This window comes from Ktedonobacter robiniae, assembly GCF_016587375.1.
GTDB classification, from domain to species: Bacteria; Chloroflexota; Ktedonobacteria; order Ktedonobacterales; family Ktedonobacteraceae; genus Ktedonobacter; species Ktedonobacter robiniae.
On record NZ_BNJG01000001.1, the window covers coordinates 964,654 to 990,873 of the forward strand.

Sequence of the window (26,220 nt, forward strand, 5' to 3'; positions counted from 1 at the left end):
TAAGCCAGGCCCCTTAATCGCGGAAGAGCAGATCAATGGTATCTTCAACAGACGAGCGGAACTGCAAATTGATGACTGACGACTTGGTGCGTGAAGTATCGCTACGCACGCGTTCGAGAATACGCCCTAATTCGTCAGCAGCTTTTTTGGAGAGCACTTTTACCAGGCCAATATGCGTTAGTTTATCAAAAATAATTACCAGGAGCCACTGCTCCTCAACCATAGACGTAAAGATATTTTCCTGAACCCCTTGCTGGAAAATACTGCGAAAATCCTTCTCATTGAGCAGCCTTGCCACCTCACGCGAAGACGAGAAGACGCCTGCCAACAAGGCACCAAGGGTCGTAGCCTTACTGCGCGACTCAGAACCCTGAACCGCTACCACCTGCCCACTTTTATCGATCAGCATCGTAGAAGTTGCATTGGTATCGTTCATCAATTTTGTCAGCAAAGCTGTAATCGTCACGAGTTCGCGATCAGAAATGACCAGGTTTGTCAGTTGTTCCATGAACGCGCCGCCCTCCATATACACGCCAAACAGATGTTATTGACCATATCTTCTACCTAAATTACGCAATATCAAGAGCCTCAAGCACTTCATTGCGACTCGTTCGGACTAGATGACGTACGCGCCCAAGATTTGAGGCATTATCAAAAAGGGTAACCATCAGGGCGAAATCGCCCAGGGGATCAATGCTGACCAGACCTTGTTCATATTCCATCACAACCCCAACTACCCCACCACGCGAAATCTCCTGCCCCAGGGCTTCGGCGGTGCTCAAAGCCGTCGTCATGATGGCTCCGACAGCTTCCATATTATCCTTGCCATCACGTGTCATGCCTTCGATCAAGAGGCCGTCTCGTCCTACAAGGATCGCGAGACGCACTCCAGGAATAGCCAGAAAACGGCTTAGTGTCTGTTTTAAATCAACCATTTCTCTCCTCCGCGGCCGGCAGGTTTTTGAGCGTGTGTGGTGTCAGGGTATGACCCTAGTTATTCTATTCTATAGAGGAACGGGACGCAATTGGCTGGGACATCTTGGCTAATCTATAATTAGGCATTCTTTATTGTTAGGCTAGCTATAATGGCTACACCACCGGGCGGCTATGTGGTATATGTATACCCAAAGACATCCCATAGAAGCGTCGAGACTTCTAACAATAGGCAGGAGCATATTCATGGATGAACCAGGAGTCCTCTGGCTACCCTCCAATAATTATTTCCCCGGACGTGAAAAGCATAGTGTGCACTGGCTGATTATCCACGGCACGGCTGGCTTTAACAGCGCGCAGGAGGTTGGGGAATTCTTTCAACGCACCGATGTCAGTACGCACTACACTATTGGGCGTGATGGTGTGATCGTGCAGTCCGTGCGCGAACATGACGCGGCCTGGGGCAATGGCTATGTGAGCGAGGGACATGATCCCTGGTGGAGCAAGGGCCTCAACCCCAACTATGTCACTATCTCGATCGAGCACGTGAAGCCCAGTCGTGACAACTCAGATGCACTGACCGCCATCCAGACCGAGGTCAGCTTCCGCCTGGTCAAAAGCATCTGCGAACGCCACGAAATTCCCAGGCGGCGCGCCGATGCCATCGGTGGCATCACCGGTCACTACTCCATGGACCCCGTTGGCCGCCATTTCTGTCCTGGCCCCTACCCCTGGGAAGAACTCTTCGCCTATCTTGCCCAATAAAAAGCAGAAAAAAGGCTCCTCTCGGGAGCCTTTTTTCTGCTTTTTACTTATTTTTGATTAGGGCTGACACTGCCACTCGTACCAGCTGTAGCCGTCGCGCTGGAAGATATGGTAGGCGGCCTTGATGTTGGCGTAGGCATCATAAGGTGAGCTACCGGCCATAGGCGTCCCATTCCAGGTGCTTGGGTAGAGGATCTGGAAGACACCTGCCGCGTGGCTATTACCAATCGCCTGCGTATTGGTCGCGCTCGGATTAAAGTGCGACTCACAACGGGCGATGTTGATCGCCTGGTTGGCGTGAGGACCAAAGACCTGGCGAATCATCGAAACGACGTCCGCATTGGCGTTAGCAGTATGGACTTTAGCAGAGGCTGTCCGCGCACCCAAACCAAGCATGGCGGTCATCATCATAACACCAAACAGTGTTGCCATTCCAAGCTTCAGCAGAAGACTCTTCATGTTCTTAGGCTGTTTGGATGTCTGGATAGTATGCTCTTTCACGAATACTCCTTTTACTTCTTCTCCGAAACCCTGAGCGTGCTTGTCCCCGAATGGGGGAAGCGCTAGTCACGCGAGTGATGTTGGGTTTCGGAATAAGATCTTACTGTCTCAGAAGCCTTAATCTTGCCTTCCGAGAAATTGTTATAACAAATCTGTGATTGTAGTTTTCCTTGGGAAAGTTATTGGTGACTACTATGTATTTCATCACCGCGTCTTGACACTAAAGATATACGGCTAAAATTCTGCATACTTGAGAAAACATAGTACCCCCGGGCTACCTAACATACTGTATTAAACAAGTATTTTCTAACTTATATTGCCTTAAATAGCATCAACAGCGGGACCCTACGGGGATATAGATATTTATAACGTTAAAAGCAGCAATTTTTCTCAAGAATTTGCCCGGTACTTTGGTAGTACCATAGGTAATGAGAAGAGGGTTGCCTGGCGGCCTCTGGCCGCCAGGCAACCCTCTTCTCATTAAAAAACTTAGCGGCCTTTGCTGCCGTAGTTGGGTGCTTCCTTAGTAATCATGACGTCGTGGGGATGGCTCTCACGCAGGCCCGCGCTGGTGATACGCACGAAGCGCGTCTTCTCCTGCATCTCCTGGATCGTTGCCGCGCCTGCATAGCCCATGGATTGGCGCAGACCACCAACCATCTGGTAGACGAAGGGGCTGAGCATGCCCTTATAGGGGACACGTGCCTCAATGCCTTCCGCGATCACCTGGCTCTCATCACGGCCCTCCTGGAAATAGCGATCCTTGCTATAACTGCGCTGCTTCATAGCAGCCACGGAACCCATGCCGCGATAGTCCTTGAAGCGCTCGCCATGCGAGATGATCAGTTCACCTGGGCTCTCGTCCACGCCCGCCAGCAAGCTACCCATCATGACGGTATCGGCGCCAGCAGCGATGGCTTTAGCGATATCACCAGAGTACTGGATACCGCCATCAGCGATCACAGGCACATTGTACTTGCGCGCGACCTGAGCGCAATCAAAGACGGCTGAGACCTGGGGCATACCCACGCCAGCGATGACACGCGTAGTGCAGATGGAGCCGGGACCGACGCCAACCTTGACGGCGTCAACGCCAGCCTCGATCAGGGCCTGTGTGGCTTCGGCAGTAACCACGTTACCGGCAACCACATCTACCTTCTTGCCGAAAAGCTCTTTAATACGCGCCACGCCCTCGATGACCATGTGCGAATGCGCGTGCGCGGTATCGATCACGATCACGTCTACGCCCTCTTCCACCAGGGCGCCACAGCGCTGCTCCGAGTCGGCACCCACACCGATGCCCGCGGCCACGCGCAGACGACCAAAGCGGTCTTTGGTAGCATTGGGGAACATAGTCTTCTTCTGGATATCCTTCATCGTGATCAGGCCCTTAAGCATATTGTGATCATCGACCACGGGCAGCTTCTCGACCTTGTAGCGATGCAGGATTTCGCGCGCCTGCTCCAGGGTGGTACCAACGGCAACGGTGATCAGGTTCTCGCGCGTCATCAGCTCAGAGATTGGGCGCCCAACATTGGTTTCAAAGCGCATGTCACGGTTGGTGAGAATACCAACCAGCTTCCCTTCCTCAGTAATGGGAATACCAGAGATATGGAAATGTGCCATCACATCCAGCGCCTCGCGCAGGGGAGCCTCGGGGGACAGAGTAATGGGGTCGGTGATCATACCCGACTCTGAACGCTTGACCTTATCGACTTCAGCCGCCTGGCTCTCAATCGAGAGGTTACGGTGAATCACACCAATACCACCCTCACGGGCTAGGGCGATAGCCAGGCGCGCCTCGGTTACGGTATCCATGGCCGCGCTCACAATAGGAATGTTGATGGTGATATTACGCGAGAAACGCGTCTGTGTCGAGACTCCACTAGGGAGAACAGAGGAAGCAGCGGGGATAATAAGAACATCGTCAAAGGTAAGACCTTCTTTGGCGAACTTATCAGCAAACGCACCGGACAAGTGCTCCGAAGACATAACGGCAATATCCTCCTTAAAAAAAGGCCAGCACACGTCAACAACGCATGCTGGACATGCCTCACACGGAGGCAGTACGCAGATCATTTACCCTAAAACAACCTACACATCTCAAGATGCACAGGACAAAGTTCATCGAATATTCCGATTAGTGTAACACTTGAGATTGGGCGACGTCAAATTTTATCGACCCAATCTTCTCATCACGCCGTAAATATGACGCCTACCACTCCACATCCAGGGATATATCTCTCCTAATCGGCACAATCTTGCTATATCTTTGCCCTTAGATCTCGGCTCGCAAGCTCGCCTCTGGGTAGGAGGGATGGGCATGTGGCGCGGGCAATGCCCGCGCCACATGCCCATCCCTCCTACCCAGAGGCGCCGCAGGCACGAAAGTTTACTCTTGTCAGTAAATGAGAACTGCGGTAAGGTATGAGGCAGAACAAACGCAGTATTCTTCCATTTCTATTAACAAGGAGCAAGAATATGTCTGCACGAGCGCAGACGACGACTCAAAAGGTCTCAGGCAGCCCCTCCACCGGGAATGAGGCCATTGTCGTTGAGAATTTTAAGAAACGCTATGGCTCTAACGAGGTCATCAAGGACCTGAGCTTTAGCGTTCGCCAGGGCGAGGTCTTTGCCCTGCTGGGACCAAATGGTGCCGGGAAAACCACCACGGTTGAGACTTTAGAAGGCTATCGCAAGGCCGATGCGGGCACGATTCGCGTCCTGGGCCTCGATCCGATACATGAAGCCCAGGCGCTGAAGCCACGCCTCGGCGTGATGCTCCAGCAGGATGGGCTATATCCAGCTCTGACGGCCCGCGAGGTCCTTGAGCTATTTGCCGGCTACTTTGAGCAACCATGCAATGTCGCCGACCTGCTCGAACTGGTGGGGCTGGCAAACGCGCAGAAGACACACTGCCGCCGTCTCTCGGGAGGCCAGAAGCGCCGCCTGGCCCTGGCCCTGGCCCTGGTCGGCAATCCCGAGCTTATCTTTATGGACGAGCCTACGGCTGGCATGGACCCCCAGGCCCGCCTGGCGACCTGGGAGATCATTCGCGACCTCAAGGCCAGCGGCGTCACCATCCTGCTCACAACGCACTATATGGATGAGGCCGAGCGCCTGGCCGACCATATCGCCATCATCGATCACGGCGAACTGATCAAGCTGGATACGCCAGCCAACATTACGGGCGTGCAGAACGCCAATGTCGTGCGCTTCGTCGCCCCGGCTGGCCTGGATTGCACGCGCCTGGCTTCCCTGCCCTCGGCAAGCAAAGCGCAGGAGATCCGCCCTGGCAGCTATCTCCTGGAGACAAAAGAGGGCCAGGAGGTACCACAACTAATCGTCGAACTGACAACCTGGCTCCGCGACCAGCATATCACCCTCTCCGAACTGCGCACGGGTCATGGCTCACTGGAAGACCTGTTCCTGCGCCTCACTGGATCGGAGGTTCGAGACTAACCATGGCAGTACAGACACAAAAACACATAAATCCATCCGCCGCCGGCAGCAATCGTGCCGCCTCTTCCCTGCGCCAGGTGCTTCAACAGACCAAATATGAACTACTTCTGACCTCGCGTCGTGGCGAGAACGTCCTGGTCACGCTGATTATCCCGGTCATGCTCCTGGTATTCTTCGCCTCGCTCAATATTGTCCCTGGCGTAAAGGGAAGCGCAGTCAATTTCCTGTTGCCAGGCGTGCTGGCGGTGGCGATCATCGCGGCTGGCATGGTCAACCTGGGCATCGCGACGGCCTATGAGCGCTATTATGGCGTGCTCAAGCGCCTGGGCAGCTCGCCCCTCTCGCGCGGGGGACTCATTGTGGCCAAGGTCATCTCCATTCTCGCGCTAGAGCTTGTACAGGTGATCCTGCTGGTGGGGGTCGCGGTCCTGCTCTACGGCTGGCATCCCCTGGGTTCGCTCCCCCTGGCCCTGCTCTTCATTATCCTGGGAACTATCACCTTCTCGGCGCTGGGCCTGGCAATGGCGGGGGCACTACGCGCGGAGCTGACGTTGGCGGGGGCGAATGGCCTCTTCCTGCTCTTCCTGCTCATCGGCGGCGGCATCCTACCCCTGGACCACCTGCCCGCGCCTATCGCAGCGATCTCACGCTTCCTGCCCGCGACGGCCCTCACTCAGGCCCTCCAGAGCACCCTGACCGATTCCAACGCCTTCCCAGGCTTCCAGCTCCTCATCCTGGCCATCTGGGCGGTCGTCATTCTCCTGGTCGCCATTCGTACCTTCAAGTGGGAATAAGAGATGTGTGTAGAAAAAATGGTGTCCCGACTGAGGCCGGGACACCATTTTTTCTACACACATCCATTGTCTGATCAGATGTTTGCTTCTTTCCAGATCCATTTCTGGGGGCAAGTATAGTCCACAATTGCCAGGCGACCATGCAGAAATGAGGCGACAATAAACTGGGGAATCTGAGCACGCCGTAGATGGTTCGACTGGTCCGGCAACAGCACAAAGATGCCATCCTCTTCATGCACACGCGTCAGCGAGAGGTGATAGGTATTCACCTGGGGCAACACCACATCAACGTTCATGTTAATGGTTTGCGTCTGGGAGTTGTACGCCAGCATACGGGGAATAATGGTATCCTGCGTCTTGCGGAAAGGATCGGCGAAGGTATAGTCGGTCTTGAAGGGGATAGAAGCATCAGCGTAAGGGAAGGCATAGGCCTGCGCGCACATATCATACTTATACAGGCTTTTGGCCGCTCTGGCGAGGGTGGGTGACGGCCCAGACGAGGTATGCAGCGTAGCGAATTGCCATCCCCAGAAAGCGAGAGGAAGCATCAGCGCCAGAGCAAGCGCCAGCAACAACCAGCGTTTCATGGTCATTTCCCCTTGAAGCAAGGGCCAGGCAAGACAGCAAGCCCTTACACAGTCCATACGCGTTACGAGTCCAGCACATAGCCATGACACGTGCCAGGAACGCCAACCGTCACACACACTCTATCTAGCGGCGGGAGGCAGCTTTTGAGGGAAGCACTTCCTCGTCCTCTTCGTCATCATATGCATTGCCCTCGCCGTTGTAGAGGGAGACGACGGTAATCAGCAGCATGACCAGGATGATGACATGCAGCGAGGTACACCAGGCGCAGATGGTATGCAGACGTACTAGCTCGACATACACCAGGTACAGGACGGTCAGCAGACCCACACAGCACCAGGCGAACTCAGCGATGCGCACAAGGCGTAAGGCGGGGCGGGCGAGCCAGGCCACAGCGGCCAGGGCGCCACTCACCAGGAACCAGAGCAGACCTGGAACCGAGATCGGAATGGAGGTCCCAGGCACAACGGAATACATGCTAGAGAGCACACGCTCACAATTCACCAGCCCACTCGTCGTACAGACCAGGGCACCGCTATTATAATGCACATAGGTCAGGTAAATAGAGACGCCAATACCAATGACCGAAAGCACAAGCAAAATAATCTGAGCCACGGAACGTCGCGCGAATGTCATGCCAAACCCCTTATCAAATTAAGCTGAAGCACCAATCTTACACATCCTCATTATGCACTATCGGCACAATCAACACAATTAAGAATTTTGGTAGATAGTGCGAAGCCCTGGTCGCCGAAGGTGACCAGGGCTTCGCACTATCTACCAGACCTATTCATGCACGACAATCTTGAATGAGGTGCGGACGTCGTCCATACCGGGGCGCCGGACCAGGATCGCGATCTGCCAATCGCCACCCATGCTCAAGATGCTATCGGTCGAGCTATACAGGCCAGGCTTTCCCGCCACGGGTTGGAGCACCAATTCCTGCACGCCCATCTCCATATCCAGCATGGTGAAGCGCAGCAGGACCGCATTCGTCTTGGTCACAGGCTTACCATTTGCATCGGTCAGGGACAGCTCAAAGGCATTGCTGCCAATGGTCCCGGGAGTGACCGCCAGGCGATAGCTCAGGTCGCCCATCTGCCCCTGCTGGAGCAGCGCGTTGCCTGTACGTGTGCTCGCCTGCGTAGGTGGACTCAGGCTCGTCAGGCCGCCCACAACAAGCAGCAACAGCACCCCTATGCCTACCTCTATCAAGATCGAACGTCTGAAGGTTCTCTGCAAGCTCCCTGCCGCGAAGGAGGCCGCCCCTGTCTCCTTAGAGGGATCGGCGGCGTAGCGACGCATACGCGGGCTAACTCTGCGTAAGGCAAAGGCCCCCAGTCCAATCAGGACCGCGAAAAGCCCGACCTTGATCTCCAGGGCGATCCCATATGGGCTGGTCAGCAACTGCCACCAGGCCGGCACGCTGAGCCAGCCATCGCCAGAAACATGGCTCCCCGCCTCCAGAATACCCGTTACCGAGAGACAGATCACACTGGCAAGCGCGACCCGCGAGAAATGGGGAATCAAGGCCGCAAAGAAACGTGTACGGTCGCCTGTTCCGGGGAGCAAGATATACAGTGTCGCAGGCAGGATCAGCACAAAGGCGAAGAGTCCGCCGATCCAGAAGCCGGTCGCGGAGAGGTGCAGGACATCGAACAAGATCCAGAGACCCGGATCATGATTCGCCGCCGCGTGCGAGTCAAGGGAGGTCGTGGTCATCACACCAATTCCCAGCAGGAAGAGGTAGACCGGGAGGAGATAGCTAATGCTCCCTTCATGCACGCCATAGCGCCAGAAGAGCCACAGGACCATACCCAACACAATCAGCCCCAGGCGCGGAAGCCAGGTACTGCCAAAATGACTCTCAAAGAGTAGGCTGCGCACCGTGCCATTACCGAAGGCCTGCCAGATACTACTATCACTCGCCACGCTCGCCTGGTAGAGGGTGAAGGCAAACCAGCCAACGAGCAAGAGCGCCAGGCTCCCTACCACAATAGCCTGGATAGCGCGCTCACTCCGAACACGCAGCAACTCGCGATCCGATTTGATAAGGGAATCGGCGGCCAGGCGTACCTGCGCGGGACGAAGCACAAGCAAGAGAAAGGTCAGGGCGCCCACCAGGCCCGCCATGCCCAGGTAATTCAACCAGCGAATGGCGACGCTCCAGACATTGAAATTATCGCCGGAGGTTTGAAGCTGCTGCAAGAGCGCGTTATCGGGCGGCGGCTGAGGCATATTGCCCACGACAAAGCTAAAGCTGCCCACCACGGCATGACCGTCGTCACGCGACACATTGCGAAAGACAACCGTGTAGCCACCATCGGGCAACTGCGAGCGCAGCGAAACCATCAGGCCAGAGTCGTCGTTGGGGATCATATGGCTGTCGCCCGCGTCGACCCGCTGGCGCGCTTTATTATACACCTCAAGCTTGCTAAAGGCGGGCTCAATGCGCTCGGTAAACCAGACCTTGACCTGTGCTGGCGGCTGACCAGAAGGCAGGGTCGCGTTCGCCGCGGGATCGCTATGATCATACTGGGCATGCGCCAGGGCCGGCAGCGGATGAAGGAGAAATATCAACAGGCAGAACAGCAGTGCGCACGCACCCTTGCGCCACAGCGTCCATCTATAGTGTTTACTCGCAAATGCTAAAACAGACATATTCGCCACTTCTTCACTCCTGGGTCAGATACAATGCCCTCATAAACAGAACGTATCCTCCAAAGAAACAGAGGCATAGGGTAGACCACAGAATCTACCCTATATCGGCATTAGGAGAGGATACTCCGGAGAAACCGGAGAAATTTGTCTGGCCCCAGGCCCTCATTCAAGCTAGCTTCTAGCCACGCAGGCTCTCGGCAGGCTCTTGTGTCGCCTGCATAACGCGAGATTTACGGGTAAAGGCGAACGCTGCCAACGCCATCCCAACAACGCCAACCACGATACCAGCAATACCAAGTGTGGAAGCCACCTGCGCACTGTTCTGCGCATCCTTGACCTGCTGTGCCAGTGCGCTCGTATCAGCGGCGCTCGTACTCACATTCTTCGTGGTCGCGGGATAGGCTGTGATCTGCTCTACCTCGCCAAAACCATTGGGGCTACTGGTAAATTTCTCGTCGATCTGCTGCCCATTCAGTGTACCATAGATGTGGAAGGTATAGGCACCTGCGGTCGTGGGCAGAAAATAGCCCGCATACTTGCCAGGATTGGCATAACGTGGCTCGACGGTCAGAGCCAGAGGCTGCGCGCCACCCTGGATGGCCTCGGCCTTCAAGGTCTGCTCGGCATTCTCGACCGGGTTGGACACCACCTTCTGCCCATCCGTCACGGTATAGGTACAGGCATCGCCATTACAAATAGTCAGGTCCAGGCCATTTTTTATATTCGCGTAGGCTGGCTCATCCAGAAAACCAACCACGAAGGTATACTTACCAACATGACGCTTCTCATGCGCCATCGCCGGCTGCGTCGTCAACAACAAGGCGCATAGCGCCACCAGGCAGCCAAGAACACCCGCATACAACTTCTTCTTCATTAGAAACTCCCTACCAATGATACTGGTGCCATCAAAGGGTAAAAAAGCCACAGCATTACCAATGGCGGCACCCCAAAATATACCAGGCATACAAGCCCTTAGAATGTGTACATATGTATCATAGGGCAATTTCTGCAAAGTGTCATTGGGAGTTCTACTTATCTTTTCCCCCATCTTTCCCGTAAGGAAATTTGAAGGACCATGCTTACATGGTCCTTCAAATTTTGAGCTCAAACGCACTTTTGGTGAATCTAGCCGAACCATCGATATAAAGATTATCGCGCCTTGTTTCCAGTGCCCCATGAGCACTGTAGTCTGCCAAAAGTAGGAGTCATCTTGTCGTGTTGGGGGTTAGGGTCTGTTTCTCGGAGAGGGTTGGTGATTACAGGATTGATACTATCGTGCTTAGCAGTAGTCATGACGTTATGCAGCTGTGCTCTTTGGAGTAACATGACCTATCCAGGTTAGCACCAGATCTATACTCTCATTATTATCGTTTTTTCCTGTCACTGAAAAGGGGCTCTCGTTTCTTTGCTTGTTTATTATCATCTTGTTGCGCATCCCGTGGGCAGTGAGAACAAGGAGGCTGATGATACATCATCAGCCTCCTTGTTCTCACTGAACTGAGCCACGTGTGTTGCGGCTGGTTGCAGGGAGGAGTCTTTAGCCGTTTGGATACATGATGGATAGGCTGTAGCCAGGATAGGCGATGCCTGCGGAAGGACCGCTATATAGATAGACGATGGATGAACTGTAGCCAAAATAGACGATAGATGGGCTGTAGCCGAAATAGACTATGATGGGAGCGAGTCTGCCCAGTATATGTCATATCGAGGAGACTAGCGCCTTGTGGGTAGGCGACCTGGGGGGTCGAGTTATGCGGAAAGGCAACGTGGGGGCTAGCGCCTTGTGGATAGCCGATAGATGGATGTAACGAGCGTGCATAGTGCGTTGTCGTTTGATGGGTGGTGGCGAGGGAGTGAGCAAGCAGGACCAGGCTGGCCAGGAGAGCAACGACAAGGAGGAATGTGGGCTTTCCATGCAGCTGGCTATGATGTTGACGAGTGAACATGATGGTTCGTCGTATGTAATATAAAAGATAGGGCATATCTAATCCTTTCGTGTGGTCGTGTAAGGGAACATGAAACGGGACGCACGGTGCTATCCCTGAGAAGTTTAGATAACCTCTATATTTCAATTATAGGGGACATACTTCCCCTAATTGGGTATGTACTTGAACGCGCTGAACTCACGGGTTGCACAACGAGATTGCAGCAAGCAGTTGGTAGAGTGCGAAACGGCCAAAATTGCCTTTACCAGCCCCCTCTTTTGGAGAGGTAGCCAGCCCATACAGGACGCGGTATGTTGCATATTCACCAGAAAACAGCCTTAAAGTCGATAGGGGCCATCGAAATGGTGAACTTGTATATGTCCCCTTGTAATTGAAGGCTTTTAGATGAGTTCTTTGAAAAGACTCAGCTTGAGGAGGATGGGAAAGGCTAATTGGTGTCTGTCCTGGTTATAGGTCCGTGGAGAGTGTGGAAGGAGTAAGTGTATTCCCTATCCTAAATTTTGCTGGATAGGGAATACAAGCGCTACGAAGGCATTCTCACATTTAGCAGTCGCGCAATTCGGGGGACTGATTGAGGAGCTGACTACGAGGAGAAATAAATTCCTCATAAGTCTCACCTAGCTGATCTTTGCGGAAGAGCGCCACGCGGTGGCAGTTCTGGAAGGCCAGTTTTACGCCAAAGTGGGCTTCAAGGGTGTTGCGCATCGCGTCGCTTGAGAGCACGCGCAGGAGCTGCCCACGCTCATACTCGCTGGGAGGCGGAACCTGGTTATCCACAAACGTGTCATCCCCCTGGCGCAGACGAAGCGCCAGGCCTTCAATGAGATTCCACGCGTAGGGCAGGGACTCGCGGATACATTGCAAGAAATCACTCGTGCGTACCTCACCCTGTTGAGCCTGCTCAAGCAGCGCTGGAGAAACGTCTAATGACATCAAGGGTACTCCTTTCATTGAGGCGAATTCGTCGCCATCGTTACTCAGGGACATTTTAGTAATAACTTTTATGTATTCTGCTGACACAGAACGATGCACCACGCAGGAATACAACACATTTGCAGGCCCCTACTAACTGGCAGTCGCATAACCTCGCGCCGCCTCGGCGAGAGAGAACGCGGGATCAATCTGGGAGGTAACGTCCTCGCCTAGCGAGGCATTGGCCCAGCCTAGCGCATTTTTGCGGTGAAACTCAACTGTCTGCGCGTACAATTTCTCCCAGTCCTTCTGACCACTATCTAGAGCCTGCTTCATTGTCACAAGCGCCTGGGCATGCTCAGGCTCTAAACACTCAAAAGGGAGATATTGCCCCTTCTCCTGCGCGCGTACATAGGCTGAGCGTCCTAGCCATGTCAGTAGATCAGCGCCCACCTGCTCGCGCAAGAACTGCACATCCTCCTCTGACTCAACTTTGTTCCCAATCACGCGGATACGCACATCATACTCACGCGCGTACTCTTGATATTGCTTGTAGACGCCAAGCGACTTGAGCGTTGGCTCAACCACCAGAAATGTCAGGTCGAACTTGGTAAACATGCCGGACGCAAATGAATCCGCACCAGCCGTCATATCGACCACCACATACTCGCCTGGACCATCCAGCAAATGGTTGAGAATCAGCTCGACCGCACCTACCTTTGAGTGGTAACAGCGATGCCCCAAATCTTCCTGGCTGAATGGACCAGTGACAAGCAGGCGCACACCGGCTACCTCGCGCGCAAAATGCTCCCAAAGCGTATTTGGCTCATCCAGGCGCAACAGGCGCGAACCAGTTCCCGGAGGCGTGGTTTTGAGCATCAAAGCCGTCGAAGGCAGGCGGGGATTAGACCCGCGTACATACGCCTTGATGCGCTCGATTTCCAGGCCCATCGGCACAAGCGTAGCAGTCTCTGTCTCGGAGAGACCCAGCGCCATGCCCAGGTGTTGATTAATATCCGCGTCCATGGCCATCACAGGCCACTGACCACTCGCTAGATAACGACAGAGTAACGATGAGAGCGTGGTTTTCCCACTGCCACCCTTTCCAACAAAAGCCACTCGCATACTTCAAACTCTACTCCTACGAAATTGACGATACAAGTCTTATTGACCAAGACAAGTATGACATGCTTTTTCACCAAAATCAAGACTATTGAGACAATATATCAAATATACAATTGAGACAATATCTCATTGACAAATATAGCGAAGGAGGGTATACTCTCCTCAAAGCTAAAGAGATATCGTCTCAATTAATGACATTAGCATACTCAGGAGATAAAGATAGATCATGCACGCAAAAAGAGCAGGGATAGCACTACTTCTCTCTATTTCACTTCTTGGGCTGTTTACGGCCTGCAACAGCTCTAGCCTGGCGCAGAGTTCAGGCAAGATGAATGTGGTAGCGGCAGAGAATTTCTATGGCGATATTGCGAAACAGATTGGAGGTGAGCACGTCAATGTGAGCAGCGTCCTCTCCGATCCCAACGTCGATCCACATGAATACGAGTCAAGCGTGGAGAATGGCAAGGCCGTGGCGACTGCCCAGCTTGTCATTCAGAACGGGGACGGCTATGACGAGTGGATGAAGAAACTGCTCGATGCCTCGCCCAATGATAACCGCAGCGTCGTGACAGCCTTCGATATCGCTCCACAGAAGCTGCCTGACAACGAACATGTCTGGTATAGCCCCCAGAATGTGAAGGTCATTGCCAGCTCCATCGCCACGGCTCTCAAGAAACAGGATGCAACCCATGCCGCCGACTATGACGTCAATCTAAAGAAATTCGACGATTCGCTTCAGGCGCTTGAGCAGAAGATCAGTGAGATCAAGAGCCAGTACGTTGGTACCCCTGTGGGCCTGACCGAGACGATCTTCCTCTATCAGACTGGCCCGATGGGGCTGGATGTAAAGACGCCAGGCGAGCTTCAGAAAGCCATTGCCGAGGGCAATGATCCCCCCGCTAACACGGTCGCCATCGCCAATAACCAGATCACGCATGGCGAGATCAAAGTTCTTATCTACAATGAGCAGACCAATACGCCCATTACTAGCAAGCTCCAGCGGGATGCGCAGAGCAAGAAGATTCCCATTGTGCCTGTGACCGAGACCATGCCCCAGGGCAAGACCTACCAGTCCTGGCAGCTCGACCAGATGAATAGCCTGGAGCAAGCCCTCAAGGCCAGCACCAGCAAATAGACATAATGTTGCAGGGAAAGGATATTGGCGGGCAGCTGCCCGCCAATATCCTTTCCCTGCAACATAAAAACTTTCCCTAGAGCGCCTGTTCGTGATATACTATCTCAATAGATCTGCACAGGTGATCTCTCCCCCGTGCGTAGCCAGTCCAGAAAGAGAGTAAGCAACGTGACCGAGGCACATCCCATCGAAGAACAAATCCGTGCCGCGTTCGATGAAGTCAGTCAGCGCCGCACGCGCCCGCGTCGGCTTATCGAACAACGGCTCGTTGAGTTCGCGGAGAACGAAACCAATTTTACTGTTGATGACCTGTGGCAGGATATTCGCAAAGATGATCCCCACCTGGGTCGCGCGACCGTCTACCGCTCGATAGAAAAGCTCGTCAACAAGGGTCTGCTCAACCGCGTCGACTTCGCCGATGGCACGCACCACTATCGCGTCTGCGGGCACAGCCACCACCATCACCTGACCTGCAACCAGTGTCATCGCGTGGTCGAGGTAGATATCTGCCTCCCCAAAGAACAGCTCGCGAAGATCGGCAACCAGACCGATTTCACCATTGAGGGGCACTCCCTCTCTCTCTTCGGCCGCTGCTCCGAGTGCCGCACCGAGTAGCCCGCTACTGGCGTACGCGGCTACTCTATAAGCGCCACTTTCACGCCTGTTACTCCTCCACAGGTCGCACGTTTAAACACCTGCGACCTTTTTTCCCGCGCGTCATCTTCTAGCGCTTCCTTTCCCCCCTGATGTACATATGACTTTTTCTAAGGATGGAGAAAACAAGGCTTATGCATGTCTTTTCGCTGAAACGCGTCCGCACTTTTCAGGCGCTGCACATGGAGCGCAAATAAGCAACCAAAACGCCAGACAAGAGATACCATTCATTTCGTCGCCTTTGCAGCTTTTCTTAAACTTTGAGTAAGAGCAGAATTTATTCTTGCTCATACTTAATGTGCGCTTTTTGAAAGGAAAAATCATGCTCTCTATAAAGAAAAAAACTATGCTCTCTGTGGTACGCCTGCTGGCTGGCATACTCTTCTGCGCGGGCCTGCTCCTCTCGACGCTGCTCTGGGTAGCAAACGCACATGCTGACACAGATTCCTACTATCTCCCAGGCAATGGTGACCAGGTACAACTCCAATTAAATGGAGGAGATTTTGGCTTTGAGCAGCTCAATGACGGAAAGTTAGTGTTAACATCTGGTGCGGCAAGTCCGGTCAAGTTCACTGTTGAGGTCCTGGCTGGTGGCAAGCTCGCGTTTCGCACACCCGATGGGAAACACCTTTGCCATGATACGACTGACTCCCCCATAATTATGGAGTCGGACCTGCCCAATACTGATCCCACGTGCCAGGTTACCGCTGAAGAAACCAATGACGGATTTGGTCTCAAGGCCGACAATGATGCATATTGGCAGCTTACCTCTTACGCCGACCGCAACGTGATAGAACCCATTGGTGAAGACCTCTCCACCCCTGATTCGACCTCGTTCATCTTCACCAAAGTCTCATAAGCACCAGGGTTGTGGCTTGACATTGACATTTATAGGCGCTAACTGAGGAAAGGCCTTTATATCCAAAAGCGAACATAAGAATATGTCATAGAAAAGGGCCTGGATAGTAGTATCCAGGCCCCATTTGTGTCTCCTTATCTCTGTGTCTCGTTCGCAATCCAATCCAGGTAGCTCTCATTCCCCACCACTATAGGGGTTGCAAGAACTTCCGGCGTATCATATGTATGAATCTCTTTGATGGCTTTCTCTAGCTCGTCGTAGAGTTCTTTACGTGTCTTCATCGTACATACCCACTCTTCAGCCTGCTCTAGTTTTCCCTGCCACCAGTACGTACTCGTTATGGGACCGGAGACCCAACAACAGGCCGCAAGCCGCCTGGTAACTACCGCATCTGCTATTCTCTGAGCCGCCTCTTTGGAATCGATAGCGGTATACACCTGTATAAAGTCCATTCATTCACTCCTAGTGACACAAATAAACCCGCTCTAAAGGCGGGTTTACAGTGATACGTTATGGTGTTCCCGACTGGAATCGAACCAGCGCACACGGCTTCGGAGACCGATGCTCTATCCACTGAGCTACGGGAACAGACTTTTCACCTACAAATATACCACAAACGTCAACTGGCCTCAAGACTCTTATCAAAGCATAGCAAAATTGGCTTCCAGCCCTATCTACACCCACCTTATGCACATACGCATTTTACACAATACTAACCATTATTACCATAAATATTGACTGTTTTAACTCAAGCATACTATACTCATAAAAAGTACTTTGATCTCTATTATTGGAAGTTGGAAGAAGGGAAGGATTATTGCTAAGAAGCATACGACCCCATTTCCAGAGCCACTATCATCCGAGGAAAGCCAGCGCATCAATCTGGCTAAACAGATAACACAACCTTATCCAAGCATTCCCATCTCTATATTCAAGCCTCGATCTCTCGATGAAATAACTCATATTGAGCCAACTGTTCAAGTCGCGACCCTGCCTGGATTAAATGATCCTATGCAGGAAAAAGCCCTGATTGAGATACTAGATGACCCAGAGCCAGGGCTTCCACCTGCTGGAAGTCAGCGTACACTTCCTCGCTCCGCGCTTATCCTCATATTAGGCCTGTTTCTCGCAATAGGTGTCGTCTTTTATCTCCTGTGGCAACCAGCGGCAAGCACTCCATCCTCGGCCAATAACCAGGCCATTACGACAAATACGGCACTCAAATCCACGAAGAATACGACGAACGCTCCCAGTACGGGAGGTATATTGCAGGTCTATGCCGTGGGAGCTATCAAGAATCCTGGCATTTATCGCCTGGCGGTGGGTTCGCGCGTTTATCAATTGCTCGCTGCAGCTGGCGGTCCCCTGCCGGAGGCGAACCTGGTCGCGCTTAATCTGGCCGCGCAGCTCAATGATGGCGAAGAGGTCTATGTCGCCAAAATAGGTGAGACACCGCCCAGCAGCGCGGGTAGTTCATCCAGCGCCAAAAGTAGTACTAATACACCTACAACGGCTACTGGTGTCCTGGTCAATATCAATACCGCCAGCACCACTGAGCTACGCCAGCAGCTCAACGTCAGTAGCACAACGGCAAACAATATCGTCAATTATCGCACCCAACACGGCTCCTATAGCTCAGTCGACCAGTTACTCCAGGTCATCAGCGAATCCATCTACAACCGGATCAAAGGGATGGTTACGGTCTAGTAAGGCTAGCAAGAGAGCGCACTTTGTCCAATCACACCGTGTTAGGGAGGATGGGTATGGATATAAGGGAGAGAGGAGTAGGTACTGAGCTTCAGGGCATGCTGCTAGTAGTATTGGCGGGGGCGTGGCTGGCGGGTATGGTGCTGGCGAATAGCGTTGCGCTCGCGGCGGGGGTGTGGCTGGTAAGCGCGGGCGTGGCATTGCTGGTTTGTGTAGGAGATTGGCAGGAACAGCGGGTGTGTTTACTGGCTGGTATGCTGGTGTTGCTGTTTCTGGGGGCGTGGCGCTACACGGTAGAGACACCGCGTGAACAGCCACATAGCCTGGCGCACCTTGTTGGTACACGTGGGCTGCATGTGCGCGGCGAGGTCTCGGCTGAGCCGACCACGACGGGGCATAGCCGCTCGCTGCTGATAGTGGCTCACGAGGTTAGTATCACAGGCGCTGGCTGGCAGCCTGCCCAGGGCGAACTCTCGGTGGTGACGCTCGGTGATGCGATCATTGATCCGTATGGTGCTAATTATGGTGACGAAGTGGAGCTTACTGGCACGTTACAGCCGGCACCGCCAGGTCCCTCCGCCGTGGTGGCTACGATGGCCTTCCCTAGGGTTCAAGTCTCAGCGCATGGTGGGAACGCCCTGCTTGAGGCGCTTTTTACCCTGCGCGTCACACTCTCCCAGGTGCTTGCCCGCGCTCTGCCCCAGCCAGAGGCAGCTCTGCTCATTGCCATTTTCTTGAGCCTGCACACACCATCCCTGACGCTGCTTAAGGCCGACTTTAACGCGACCGGAACGGCCCACCTGGTCGCGGCCTCTGGCTTTAAGATTACCTTGCTTACGGGTCTCCTTGTACAGGTGCTCTCAAGACTATATGAAGATCGCGTTAATGGCTGGCAGGTATTGCCGGCACAGAGACGTAAGGACTGGCGGCGCTGGCTGGTAACGCTCCTGGTGCTGGGGTGTATTAGTGGCTATACGCTGCTTAGTGGCGCGAGTCCGGCGGCACTACGCGCGGGAATTATGGGGAGCCTCCTCTACCTTACACCTCGCCTGGGGCGACGCTATAATGTCTATACAGCCCTGGCCGCAACGGCGCTGGTAATGAGCGCGCTTGATCCATTTCTCGCCTGGAACGTTGGTTTCCAACTCTCGTTTGTGGGCACGCTGGGCATTCTGCTCCTTACACCTGCGCTGACGCGTATGCTGCATCCCTTGCAACGCCTGCCCGGTGGTGGCTATCTCGGCGAACTCCTGGCTGTGACCCTGGCGGCACAGGTCGCGACCTTTCCGATTGTGGCAGTAACCTTCCATGTCGTCTCGCTGGTGGCTCCCCTGGCCAATCTGCTGACTGTGCCCCTGCTGGGAACCCTGCTTGTGCTTGGCACACTCCTCTGCGCTATTGGCGTGCTTAGCCCGCTCCTACTCCAGCTCTGCGGAGAGCTGGCCTGGCCTCTTGTCCATTATGTCGCAGTGGTTATTTCCTGGTGCGCGCACCTCCCCTGGGCCGCCTTGAATGTAGGGAATGTTGATACGCTTCTGGTATGCCTCTACTACGCGCTCCTGGGTGCACTCTACTATCTATGGCCTCTCTCACAGGAAAGCATGATAAGCAAGACATCGATATCTTCAGACCAGGGAAGCAGGCAACGCAGTAGAATGCAACGCCTACCAACACGACTCAGGCTGCTTATGGCGGTGCTCATCTTGCTTGCCTGCAGTCTCTCATTATTTCAGGCCCAGGCTCAGGCCTCCACTAACCAGGCTGAGGTAACTTTTTTTAGCCTGGGATCGCCTACGCAGCCTGAGGCGGGAACGGCGATCTTTCTCAAGAGCACAGATGGGCACAACAGCCTGATTGATGGAGGACTTGATAGCGCCGGAGTTGGGCTGGCCCTGGATCGCCTTCTCTCGCCCTGGCAACACACTCTCGATACAGTAATGCTTACAGCTCCACTTCAAGATCATATTACGGGTTTACAAGACGTTGCAGCAAGATACACTATTGGAAGAGCAGTAGACGCAGGAATGCTTCACCCCAGCGCAACCTACGCCCGCTGGCGGCGTACTATAAGTGAACGCGCCATTCCCTATGTGGTGGCGCAGCAGGGAAGCATGATTCCGTCAGGTGCCAATATGCAAATCCAGGTACTCTGGCCTCTGGAGCTGCACAAGGGCAGTGATGAGGCACGCGATAACAGCTTAGTCTTACGGTTGACCGCGCCGGGACTGAGCCTGCTCTTGCTGGGGGAGGCCGCGACCAGTAACTATGCCTTGCAGGGACTACTCGACGATATTGATCCAACGTACCTGCAAGCTGACATCGTACAGGTAGTAGGCAATGAGAACAAACCCTTTCCCCAGGCATTGGCGACCTTGCTGGCGAAGGCACAGCCAGCACAGCTCATCGTCACGCCGGGCACACCCGGGCGGGGAGTGAATAAACAGGCATCTTCAACGAGCAGTGAGGAGTTATCTACACTTCTGTCGCGTGAGACAGGCGGCCTGTTGAGTACTCTCGCTGTACGCTTTATCGCGCAGACTGGCACATTGACGCTTCGCGACACAGGGCAGGGATGGCAGAGCTTCGCGGAGAATGATTTATTCTCTAGCTCTTGATGAAACATAGCGAACAATGACTAACCCGGCAAATAGAAGGACACGGACGATATGCGCTGTGAATATTGTGGAACCGAGATCGCGAACCATACCACTACCTGCCCCACCTGTGGCGCACACCTTGAGCCACGTCAAAGGCGTGTTTCAGCCAGTACACAATATAATCAGCGCGAGTTTGAAGCAACGCTTAATGCCGTCGCCTCCTATGAGGAGGGCTACCAGGGACAGCCATACGAGGAGAAGATTGTCCCACCCAGGATACCAAGGACCGAGGCGCGCTCCTATGGCTATGGTCCCTCAGATCCACGCCATCGCTCCTACCCGGGACACCAGACGGCCTATACCTATGTCACCTATCAAGCCCAGCCAATCCCTACACTGCCACGCAAGAACGATGGCGCACTCATCATCGAGATCTTCCTCTCGCTTTTCGGAGTCTTTGGTGTGGGCTGGCTTACGGCAGGCAAGACATCTGTAGGGCTAGCCTTGCTACTTGGCAGCATCTTCATCTACTGGCCAGTTGTGATTCTGGGGACCATCTTTACCTTCGGCATTGGCCTGCTCTGCCTGGGGCCCCTGGCGATCCTGGCAATTATTATCAACGCCATCCTGTTCAATGGCATGCTCAACCGCCAGCTCGCTCAGGCACAACACGTGGCCTATACCCAGCAGCCCCATATGCAGACGCCCCCACCCTTCATGCATTAATACTACTGTCAAATGAATTGTGGAGTCCGTGCATGGCACGGACTCCACAATTCATTTGACAGTAGTATTTACTTGGGAAAAGCGAGGCGGCGATACTTTTCGCGGGATTCGAGCCAGGCTTCATCGGAGAGGCCCAATTTCTCGCGCAAGGCTTCGGGGGCGACGCCGGAGCGTAACTGTTCCACGGCAAAGGTATCGCGCAACAATTGGAGAGTGACGCGCTTCTTGATCTCTGCTGCCTTGACGGCGCGCGCCAAAATGTAGTTCAGGTTACGGTCGGTGCATTTGAAGACCTCGTCGCCCACGTGATACTGCTGCTGATAGCACCGAAAGATATTGGCGAACTCTGGTGGCAGGGGAAGGCGCCGCTCGCGGTGCTGCTTGCCAGTCGAGGCCGGGAATTGTACTGTGACCAGAGGTTCACGTGGATCGGTGAGATCGATGTGATGCAGGCGCAGGCGCATGACCTCTTCTTTCTTCAAACCAGCAAATAGCACCAGGTATACCAGGCACTGACAACGGGGATCTTCAGACGCAGCCTCTAACAGGGCATGGACCTCTTCGGCAAATAAGAGTTCGGGCAGCGGCGGAAGGGGGCGCTCCAGAGTCAGGCTGGCCGCGGGGTCCTCGCGAATCGCGTTGGCGCTCGCCAGCCAGGAGAAAAAGTTCTTTAGGAAGGTAACCCGGCGTGCCATGGTCTTGGGGGCCGCCGTATGGCCCGAGCCATATTTCAACTTTACCAGCCAGTCAGCCAGGTTCTCTTTGGAGAGACGCCCAACGGGCGTCTCTGGTCCAACGAAGTCACTAAACATCTTCAGGTCTGAGAGAAAGCACGTGACCGTATAATTTGATTTGCCACGCAACATCAATTCTTGTCGGTAGGGGACAACGCATTCGGCCAGGCTCGACTGATCGGTTAGAGGGCTGGCCTGGCTTACCGGCGGAAAAGGTGTCTCCTCGGCGCCAGGCAGCTCCTGAAGGGCGGTAGAGTTCCCCACAGGGGTGGCTACCTGTCCATTATGGTGCGCTCTCTCCGCGTCCGCAAGAACTGCATCTCTCTGTATCTCCTGCTGCGGATCCTTCTGCATGATCAATCCTCACTTTTCGAGATCTTACGTCAACTGCACTCTACATTTCATTATAGCATACCTGATTGCTGCCCTTCTGAATGTAGAGGCACCAGAAAACAGGTAGAGGAATAGATGGTGTGATGCACGCTGGCGGCCACAGGCTGCTGGCGTGCACCACACCTTTACCAGTTTTTTTATCCAGGCTACTTTTGATAACCATATTGATCCTGGGAGCCTTTGGTGCCATAGCGATCCCGGTCACTACCCTGGCGGCTCTCCTCGCCTGGCTTAGCTAGAGGCTCTTCCAGGCCGTAGAGTGGCTCTCCGGTGGCGGTGTGCAACATATCCTGATCGCCGCACACATCATCGTTCTCTGGTCGCTCGTCCTCCGTACCCTCGGTGAGGTTGGAGTAGGGATCCTGATTATCCAGGTCGCCAAACTGGTCTTGCAGGCCATAGCCGTCTGGATCACTCTCGGCCTGGTCATTTTGATAATCGCCGTGTGGTCCCCGATAGCTGTAGCGCGCGGGATCACCCTGGGCGGGGAAGATTTCTTGATTCTCTTTCTCGATATGTGCTTCGGCTCGCTCCTGCCGCTGGCTGTTTTTATCGTTGTCCTGGCGTTCTTCAAACTGCTCTGCCATAATGTGGCCTCCTCTACGCTGCTTTTGGACACTACAATTGCGTTTCTTTGTAGACACGCGTAAGTAGGGCGAGACGTTGACAGAGGACAAAGAAGAGCGCTCACATCTCTATGAGTGGGTACTCATAGAGATGTGAGCGCTCTTCTTTATGTTAGATACCACGACCAGCTATTCCCCATTGAATGGCGGGGCATGTTATCTTAATAGGCGTTATCGGTTTTGCGCGGCAAACCCTTAAAAAACAATCGTGAACGCCGCCTCGCAGCGGCTAGCTCCGCTCACACGATTGAAAGGCAAACCCTTGTGCCAATGGCTGAAAGGATCTATGCCTTACTCTTCCTCGTCGCGATCCAGATCCTCGGCGTTAAGCAGATCCTCTTCTTCCTCTTCTTCCTCGTCATACTCATCGAGATATGACAGGTCGGAATCACGAGTCGAATAGGACTCCTTGCGGATCGTGATCGTTGGATGAACGGCGGGAAAAGGTTTGAGGCCTGTTGGGTCCTGGCCGCCTTCGTAGCTCGACTCATACATGGTCGGCATACTCTCACGCACCAACACCTTATCCTCTAGAGCAGCAGCCTCAAAGCCCAGGCGACGGAGATCCATCACCATGCCAGGCCACGTATCATCGGCATCAACTGCCCACCATTCACGTCCCATATAGCGGACGGGGCGCACACGCATAGGCCGGTTAAGATCGCCAAGGGTAGCCATGAGATTTGCACGTTTGCGCTCGGCATTTTTCACGATAAGAAACCGTCCCTTCTCTCAAATGTACAATGCTTTGTCTGCTCTCCGCCTGAATCATGGGAAGAAAAAATGATGCTTCTGATGATACATTCTTTTTCAGCCTCAGCTAGACGGAAACAGGGTGCGTGTACCCATACCATACCACATAATCCATACCATTTGCCAACAAATACCATATTTCTATTCACCATAACATATCATCATACCTGAAACATTCCCCCCCGGCTCGCAAGCTCGCCTTATAGGGAGTAGTATGGTGGGGCACGGGCGGCTGCCCGCGCCACCCCAACATACCTTACCGCGAGCGCCGCAGGCGCGAGAGGTTGACAAGCAAGGGGAGAGACGCGATACTAAGCAGAGCCAGAGGTAAGAGAGGGTATTTGTAACTGCAAAGGCTGAATCCATGAAGTTATATACATCGATATTTGCGCGCATCTACAAGCGCTTTCTGGCGGATACAGCGGGGCAGAGGCTACGCGCGACGCCGAGCTACTTCTTCCTGATATGGCGTTGGAGTATGTGGCTCTACGCCCTGGTACTGATTGTTGGCTCACGAGAACCCTATACAAAATATCCTGCGTATGGGATCAGCGTCGTGCTCCTCTTTGTTACGCTATTGCAGACGCTGATCGTGACGCTGTACTCCCCGGTCGCGCGCCACTTTTTCCCTCGTCTACGCCTACCCTTCGCCTCTCCTCCACGCAGTGTGATCGACGAGGAAGAGCCGATTCCAACTGCCCTGGCTCGTCTGCGCAACCCCTATAGCAATCTTATTCTCTACGGCATCGATTTACTGGTCTGTGGACTGGTAACCTACCTGAGCGGTCCTTTCGCCTTGCATCCCTACTTTGGCACCTCCTCGCCCTTCTATCGCTATGGGATCTCGACGGCCTTCGCGGCAGCACTGGCCTATGGCTATCGCGGAGGACTGGGCGCGGCCCTGGGCTACGATCTCTTTATCGTGTTGGGTATACTTTTCCGACCTACCTATGCCGATCCTCTCTATACCCCCAATGTGATCGATGTCGTGGGTTCGCTGGTTGATACGCCTGTAGCGGCGCTGGTGGCGGCCTTAATTATCTCCTTGCTGGATCGCTATGTGCGAAGTTTGCAGAGTGAGCAGGCGAACGTGCGGCAGCAGAAGGCACAGCTCGACCTGGGCAATGTGCTCATCCAGGCGGCCTATGAACGCCAACACTTGCTCACGAAAAGCGCCGAGCAACTCCGCCAGGGCGGGCGTTTCGAGAGCCTGGCGCTCGCCCTGGTGCCTCACACCCCCGAATTGGATACTGATATGGCCGATACTGAGGTGCCCCGCCCACAGCGGCTAGAGATCTATACCTCGACGGCACATCTCCCGCACGAGGGCGAGGCATCGCTTCCTGGTGAGCTATTTGAACAGGTGCGCCAGACGGGGGAGCGGCTGACAAGAATTGAGCCGCCTGTGCCCCATCTCTATCCACCACGCTTTCCCCATCAGCTCTACCTCCCCTTCGCCAAACAAGGTGAAGTCCAGCTAATCCTGGGTGTGGAGAGCCACCGCCCCATTGATGAGAAACAGGAAGACTTCTTAGTGATCGCTGGAACGCAGTTGCTCACGGCCCTGGAGAATATCCGCCTGACCGAGCAAACCATCCTGCTGACCGCCCAGGAGGAGCGCAACCGCATCGCGCGTGAGATCCATGATGGCGTGGCCCAGTTGATTTATATTCTCAAGATCAGTGCCGAGACCTGCATTGCCTATACTCAACGCTTGATGGAGGCATCAGAGGAGGAAGCAGAGCAACTCAACCCTCTTGAGGAGCGTTTACAGAAGTTAGTAACTATCTCCAAACAGGCGCTGTGGGAGACGCGTAGCTATATGTTCTCGCTCAAACCGCTCAATCAGGAGCACCTGAGCCTGCAAGACATCATCCAGGGGCAGTTGCGCGAGTTTGAGACGATTAGCGAGGTACCAACCAGCCTGTATGTGGAAGGCGAGGAGACATCCACCGATGGCGATAATGAGTATGCACGCCAGCGCGAGCGAGTGTATGCAGCCTTCTTCCGCATCGTCCAGGAGGCGCTGACCAACGCGTATAAGCATGCCGAGGCCACACGGATAGAGGTGGCGCTGCGCCAGGGTCCAGAAGACATCCTGGTCGAGATAGGCGATAACGGTAAGGGGTTGCCCGGGCCAGCCAGAAGCGACACGCGCTTCTACTCGGGACATGGACTCACAGGCATGCACGAGCGCGCGACTGAACTGGGCGGGACCCTGGATATTCTTCCCGGGCAGGCGGGTGGCCTGCTGGTCCGCGCCTGGATTCCATTATCTCATGCGAAAACCAACACAGCTCTCGCAGCTAACGCTAGCGAGCTCAAGTTTTCGGAGAGGCACTGAGCAGAGGA

The 26,220-nt window shown here is 54.1% G+C and carries 25 protein-coding genes and 1 tRNA gene; 10 read left to right on the top strand and 16 right to left on the bottom strand.

Annotation, left to right across the window (positions count from 1 at the left end):
• Positions 1-13: 13 nt before the first annotated feature.
• Together JMJ04_RS03955 and JMJ04_RS03960 are read right to left on the bottom strand one after the other, a co-directional pair.
• Positions 14-508 (bottom strand): roadblock/LC7 domain-containing protein, encoded by a 495-nt coding sequence (locus tag JMJ04_RS03955; RefSeq protein ID WP_201369252.1) that lies wholly within the window; start codon positions 506-508, stop codon positions 14-16.
• Positions 509-569: 61 nt separating this feature from the next.
• A complete protein-coding gene (locus tag JMJ04_RS03960) occupies positions 570-935 on the bottom strand; it encodes a roadblock/LC7 domain-containing protein (protein WP_201369253.1) in 366 nt (121 codons plus the stop codon).
• A gap of 244 nt (positions 936-1,179) precedes the next feature.
• Here JMJ04_RS03960 and JMJ04_RS03965 point away from each other — a divergent pair, with 244 nt between their 5' ends.
• Entirely contained in the window at positions 1,180-1,698 is a 519-nt protein-coding gene (locus tag JMJ04_RS03965; protein WP_201369254.1) for an N-acetylmuramoyl-L-alanine amidase, read from the top strand.
• Between the two features lie 57 nt (positions 1,699-1,755).
• Here JMJ04_RS03965 and JMJ04_RS03970 read toward each other — a convergent pair whose 3' ends face one another.
• Together JMJ04_RS03970 and guaB are read right to left on the bottom strand one after the other, a co-directional pair.
• Complete coding sequence (locus JMJ04_RS03970; protein WP_201369255.1) at positions 1,756-2,199, bottom strand: transglycosylase SLT domain-containing protein; 444 nt, start codon at positions 2,197-2,199, stop codon at positions 1,756-1,758.
• 489 nt (positions 2,200-2,688) lie between these two features.
• On the bottom strand, positions 2,689-4,191 hold the full coding sequence (guaB, locus tag JMJ04_RS03975) for an IMP dehydrogenase (protein WP_201369256.1): 1,503 nt from the start codon (positions 4,189-4,191) through the stop codon (positions 2,689-2,691).
• 489 nt (positions 4,192-4,680) lie between these two features.
• Between guaB and JMJ04_RS03980 the strand changes: the two genes are divergently transcribed.
• Positions 4,681-5,661, top strand: a complete 981-nt coding sequence (locus JMJ04_RS03980) for an ABC transporter ATP-binding protein (protein ID WP_201369257.1) — start codon at positions 4,681-4,683, stop codon at positions 5,659-5,661.
• A 2-nt stretch (positions 5,662-5,663) separates the two neighbouring features.
• A complete protein-coding gene (locus JMJ04_RS03985) occupies positions 5,664-6,455 on the top strand; it encodes an ABC transporter permease (protein WP_201369258.1) in 792 nt (263 codons plus the stop codon).
• Positions 6,456-6,529: 74 nt separating this feature from the next.
• Here the strand turns inward: JMJ04_RS03985 and JMJ04_RS03990 are convergent, their stop codons facing one another.
• The 7 genes from JMJ04_RS03990 to JMJ04_RS04020 form a co-directional block, all read right to left on the bottom strand.
• Positions 6,530-7,042: a hypothetical protein gene (locus tag JMJ04_RS03990; RefSeq protein ID WP_201369259.1), complete on the bottom strand. Its 513-nt coding sequence runs from the start codon at positions 7,040-7,042 to the stop codon at positions 6,530-6,532.
• A 124-nt stretch (positions 7,043-7,166) separates the two neighbouring features.
• Positions 7,167-7,676: a vitamin K epoxide reductase family protein gene (locus tag JMJ04_RS03995; RefSeq protein WP_201369260.1), complete on the bottom strand. Its 510-nt coding sequence runs from the start codon at positions 7,674-7,676 to the stop codon at positions 7,167-7,169.
• A gap of 150 nt (positions 7,677-7,826) precedes the next feature.
• Entirely contained in the window at positions 7,827-9,701 is a 1,875-nt protein-coding gene (locus JMJ04_RS04000; RefSeq protein WP_201369261.1) for a copper resistance CopC/CopD family protein, read from the bottom strand.
• A 178-nt stretch (positions 9,702-9,879) separates the two neighbouring features.
• Positions 9,880-10,575, bottom strand: coding sequence for a hypothetical protein (locus JMJ04_RS04005; protein WP_201369262.1), 696 nt, complete (start codon positions 10,573-10,575; stop codon positions 9,880-9,882).
• Between the two features lie 727 nt (positions 10,576-11,302).
• Positions 11,303-11,683 carry a hypothetical protein gene (locus JMJ04_RS04010; RefSeq protein WP_201369263.1) on the bottom strand — a complete coding sequence of 127 codons (381 nt, stop codon included), beginning with the start codon at positions 11,681-11,683 and terminating at the stop codon, positions 11,303-11,305.
• A gap of 507 nt (positions 11,684-12,190) precedes the next feature.
• A complete protein-coding gene (locus JMJ04_RS04015) occupies positions 12,191-12,580 on the bottom strand; it encodes an SCO5389 family protein (RefSeq protein ID WP_201369264.1) in 390 nt (129 codons plus the stop codon).
• Between the two features lie 132 nt (positions 12,581-12,712).
• Entirely contained in the window at positions 12,713-13,684 is a 972-nt protein-coding gene (locus JMJ04_RS04020) for an ATP-binding protein (protein WP_201369265.1), read from the bottom strand.
• Positions 13,685-13,910: 226 nt separating this feature from the next.
• Between JMJ04_RS04020 and JMJ04_RS04025 the strand changes: the two genes are divergently transcribed.
• From JMJ04_RS04025 to JMJ04_RS04035, 3 genes are all read left to right on the top strand, one after another.
• Complete coding sequence (locus JMJ04_RS04025) at positions 13,911-14,819, top strand: metal ABC transporter solute-binding protein, Zn/Mn family (protein ID WP_201369266.1); 909 nt, start codon at positions 13,911-13,913, stop codon at positions 14,817-14,819.
• A gap of 168 nt (positions 14,820-14,987) precedes the next feature.
• Positions 14,988-15,434, top strand: coding sequence for a Fur family transcriptional regulator (locus JMJ04_RS04030; protein WP_236037907.1), 447 nt, complete (start codon positions 14,988-14,990; stop codon positions 15,432-15,434).
• Positions 15,435-15,795: 361 nt separating this feature from the next.
• Positions 15,796-16,332 carry a fascin domain-containing protein gene (locus JMJ04_RS04035; protein WP_201369267.1) on the top strand — a complete coding sequence of 179 codons (537 nt, stop codon included), beginning with the start codon at positions 15,796-15,798 and terminating at the stop codon, positions 16,330-16,332.
• 134 nt (positions 16,333-16,466) lie between these two features.
• On the opposite strand, the gene cutA is transcribed toward JMJ04_RS04035, so the two are convergent.
• Together cutA and JMJ04_RS04045 are read right to left on the bottom strand one after the other, a co-directional pair.
• Positions 16,467-16,784, bottom strand: a complete 318-nt coding sequence (cutA, locus tag JMJ04_RS04040; protein WP_201369268.1) for a divalent-cation tolerance protein CutA — start codon at positions 16,782-16,784, stop codon at positions 16,467-16,469.
• Positions 16,785-16,845: 61 nt separating this feature from the next.
• Positions 16,846-16,920, bottom strand: a tRNA-Arg gene (locus JMJ04_RS04045).
• A gap of 189 nt (positions 16,921-17,109) precedes the next feature.
• On the opposite strand from JMJ04_RS04045, the gene JMJ04_RS04050 reads away from it, so the two are divergent.
• Genes JMJ04_RS04050 through JMJ04_RS04060 form a run of 3 tightly spaced genes read left to right on the top strand, consistent with a single transcriptional unit; the run spans position 17,110 to position 21,362 of the window.
• The gene (locus tag JMJ04_RS04050; protein ID WP_201369269.1) at positions 17,110-18,039 is read left to right on the top strand and encodes a ComEA family DNA-binding protein; all 930 of its coding nucleotides are present in this window, start codon (positions 17,110-17,112) and stop codon (positions 18,037-18,039) included.
• A gap of 56 nt (positions 18,040-18,095) precedes the next feature.
• The gene (locus tag JMJ04_RS04055; RefSeq protein WP_201369270.1) at positions 18,096-20,654 is read left to right on the top strand and encodes a ComEC/Rec2 family competence protein; all 2,559 of its coding nucleotides are present in this window, start codon (positions 18,096-18,098) and stop codon (positions 20,652-20,654) included.
• 51 nt (positions 20,655-20,705) lie between these two features.
• Positions 20,706-21,362 carry a hypothetical protein gene (locus tag JMJ04_RS04060; RefSeq protein ID WP_201369271.1) on the top strand — a complete coding sequence of 219 codons (657 nt, stop codon included), beginning with the start codon at positions 20,706-20,708 and terminating at the stop codon, positions 21,360-21,362.
• Positions 21,363-21,430: 68 nt separating this feature from the next.
• Here the strand turns inward: JMJ04_RS04060 and JMJ04_RS04065 are convergent, their stop codons facing one another.
• The 3 genes from JMJ04_RS04065 to JMJ04_RS04075 all read right to left on the bottom strand — a co-directional run bounded on the left by JMJ04_RS04065 (position 21,431) and on the right by JMJ04_RS04075 (position 23,826).
• Complete coding sequence (locus JMJ04_RS04065; RefSeq protein ID WP_201369272.1) at positions 21,431-22,450, bottom strand: tyrosine-type recombinase/integrase; 1,020 nt, start codon at positions 22,448-22,450, stop codon at positions 21,431-21,433.
• A 185-nt stretch (positions 22,451-22,635) separates the two neighbouring features.
• Positions 22,636-23,076 (bottom strand): hypothetical protein, encoded by a 441-nt coding sequence (locus JMJ04_RS04070; protein WP_201369273.1) that lies wholly within the window; start codon positions 23,074-23,076, stop codon positions 22,636-22,638.
• 330 nt (positions 23,077-23,406) lie between these two features.
• Positions 23,407-23,826, bottom strand: coding sequence for a hypothetical protein (locus tag JMJ04_RS04075; protein WP_201369274.1), 420 nt, complete (start codon positions 23,824-23,826; stop codon positions 23,407-23,409).
• 406 nt (positions 23,827-24,232) lie between these two features.
• On the opposite strand from JMJ04_RS04075, the gene JMJ04_RS04080 reads away from it, so the two are divergent.
• The gene (locus tag JMJ04_RS04080; protein ID WP_201369275.1) at positions 24,233-26,212 is read left to right on the top strand and encodes a sensor histidine kinase; all 1,980 of its coding nucleotides are present in this window, start codon (positions 24,233-24,235) and stop codon (positions 26,210-26,212) included.
• The last annotated feature ends 8 nt before the right edge of the window (positions 26,213-26,220 follow it).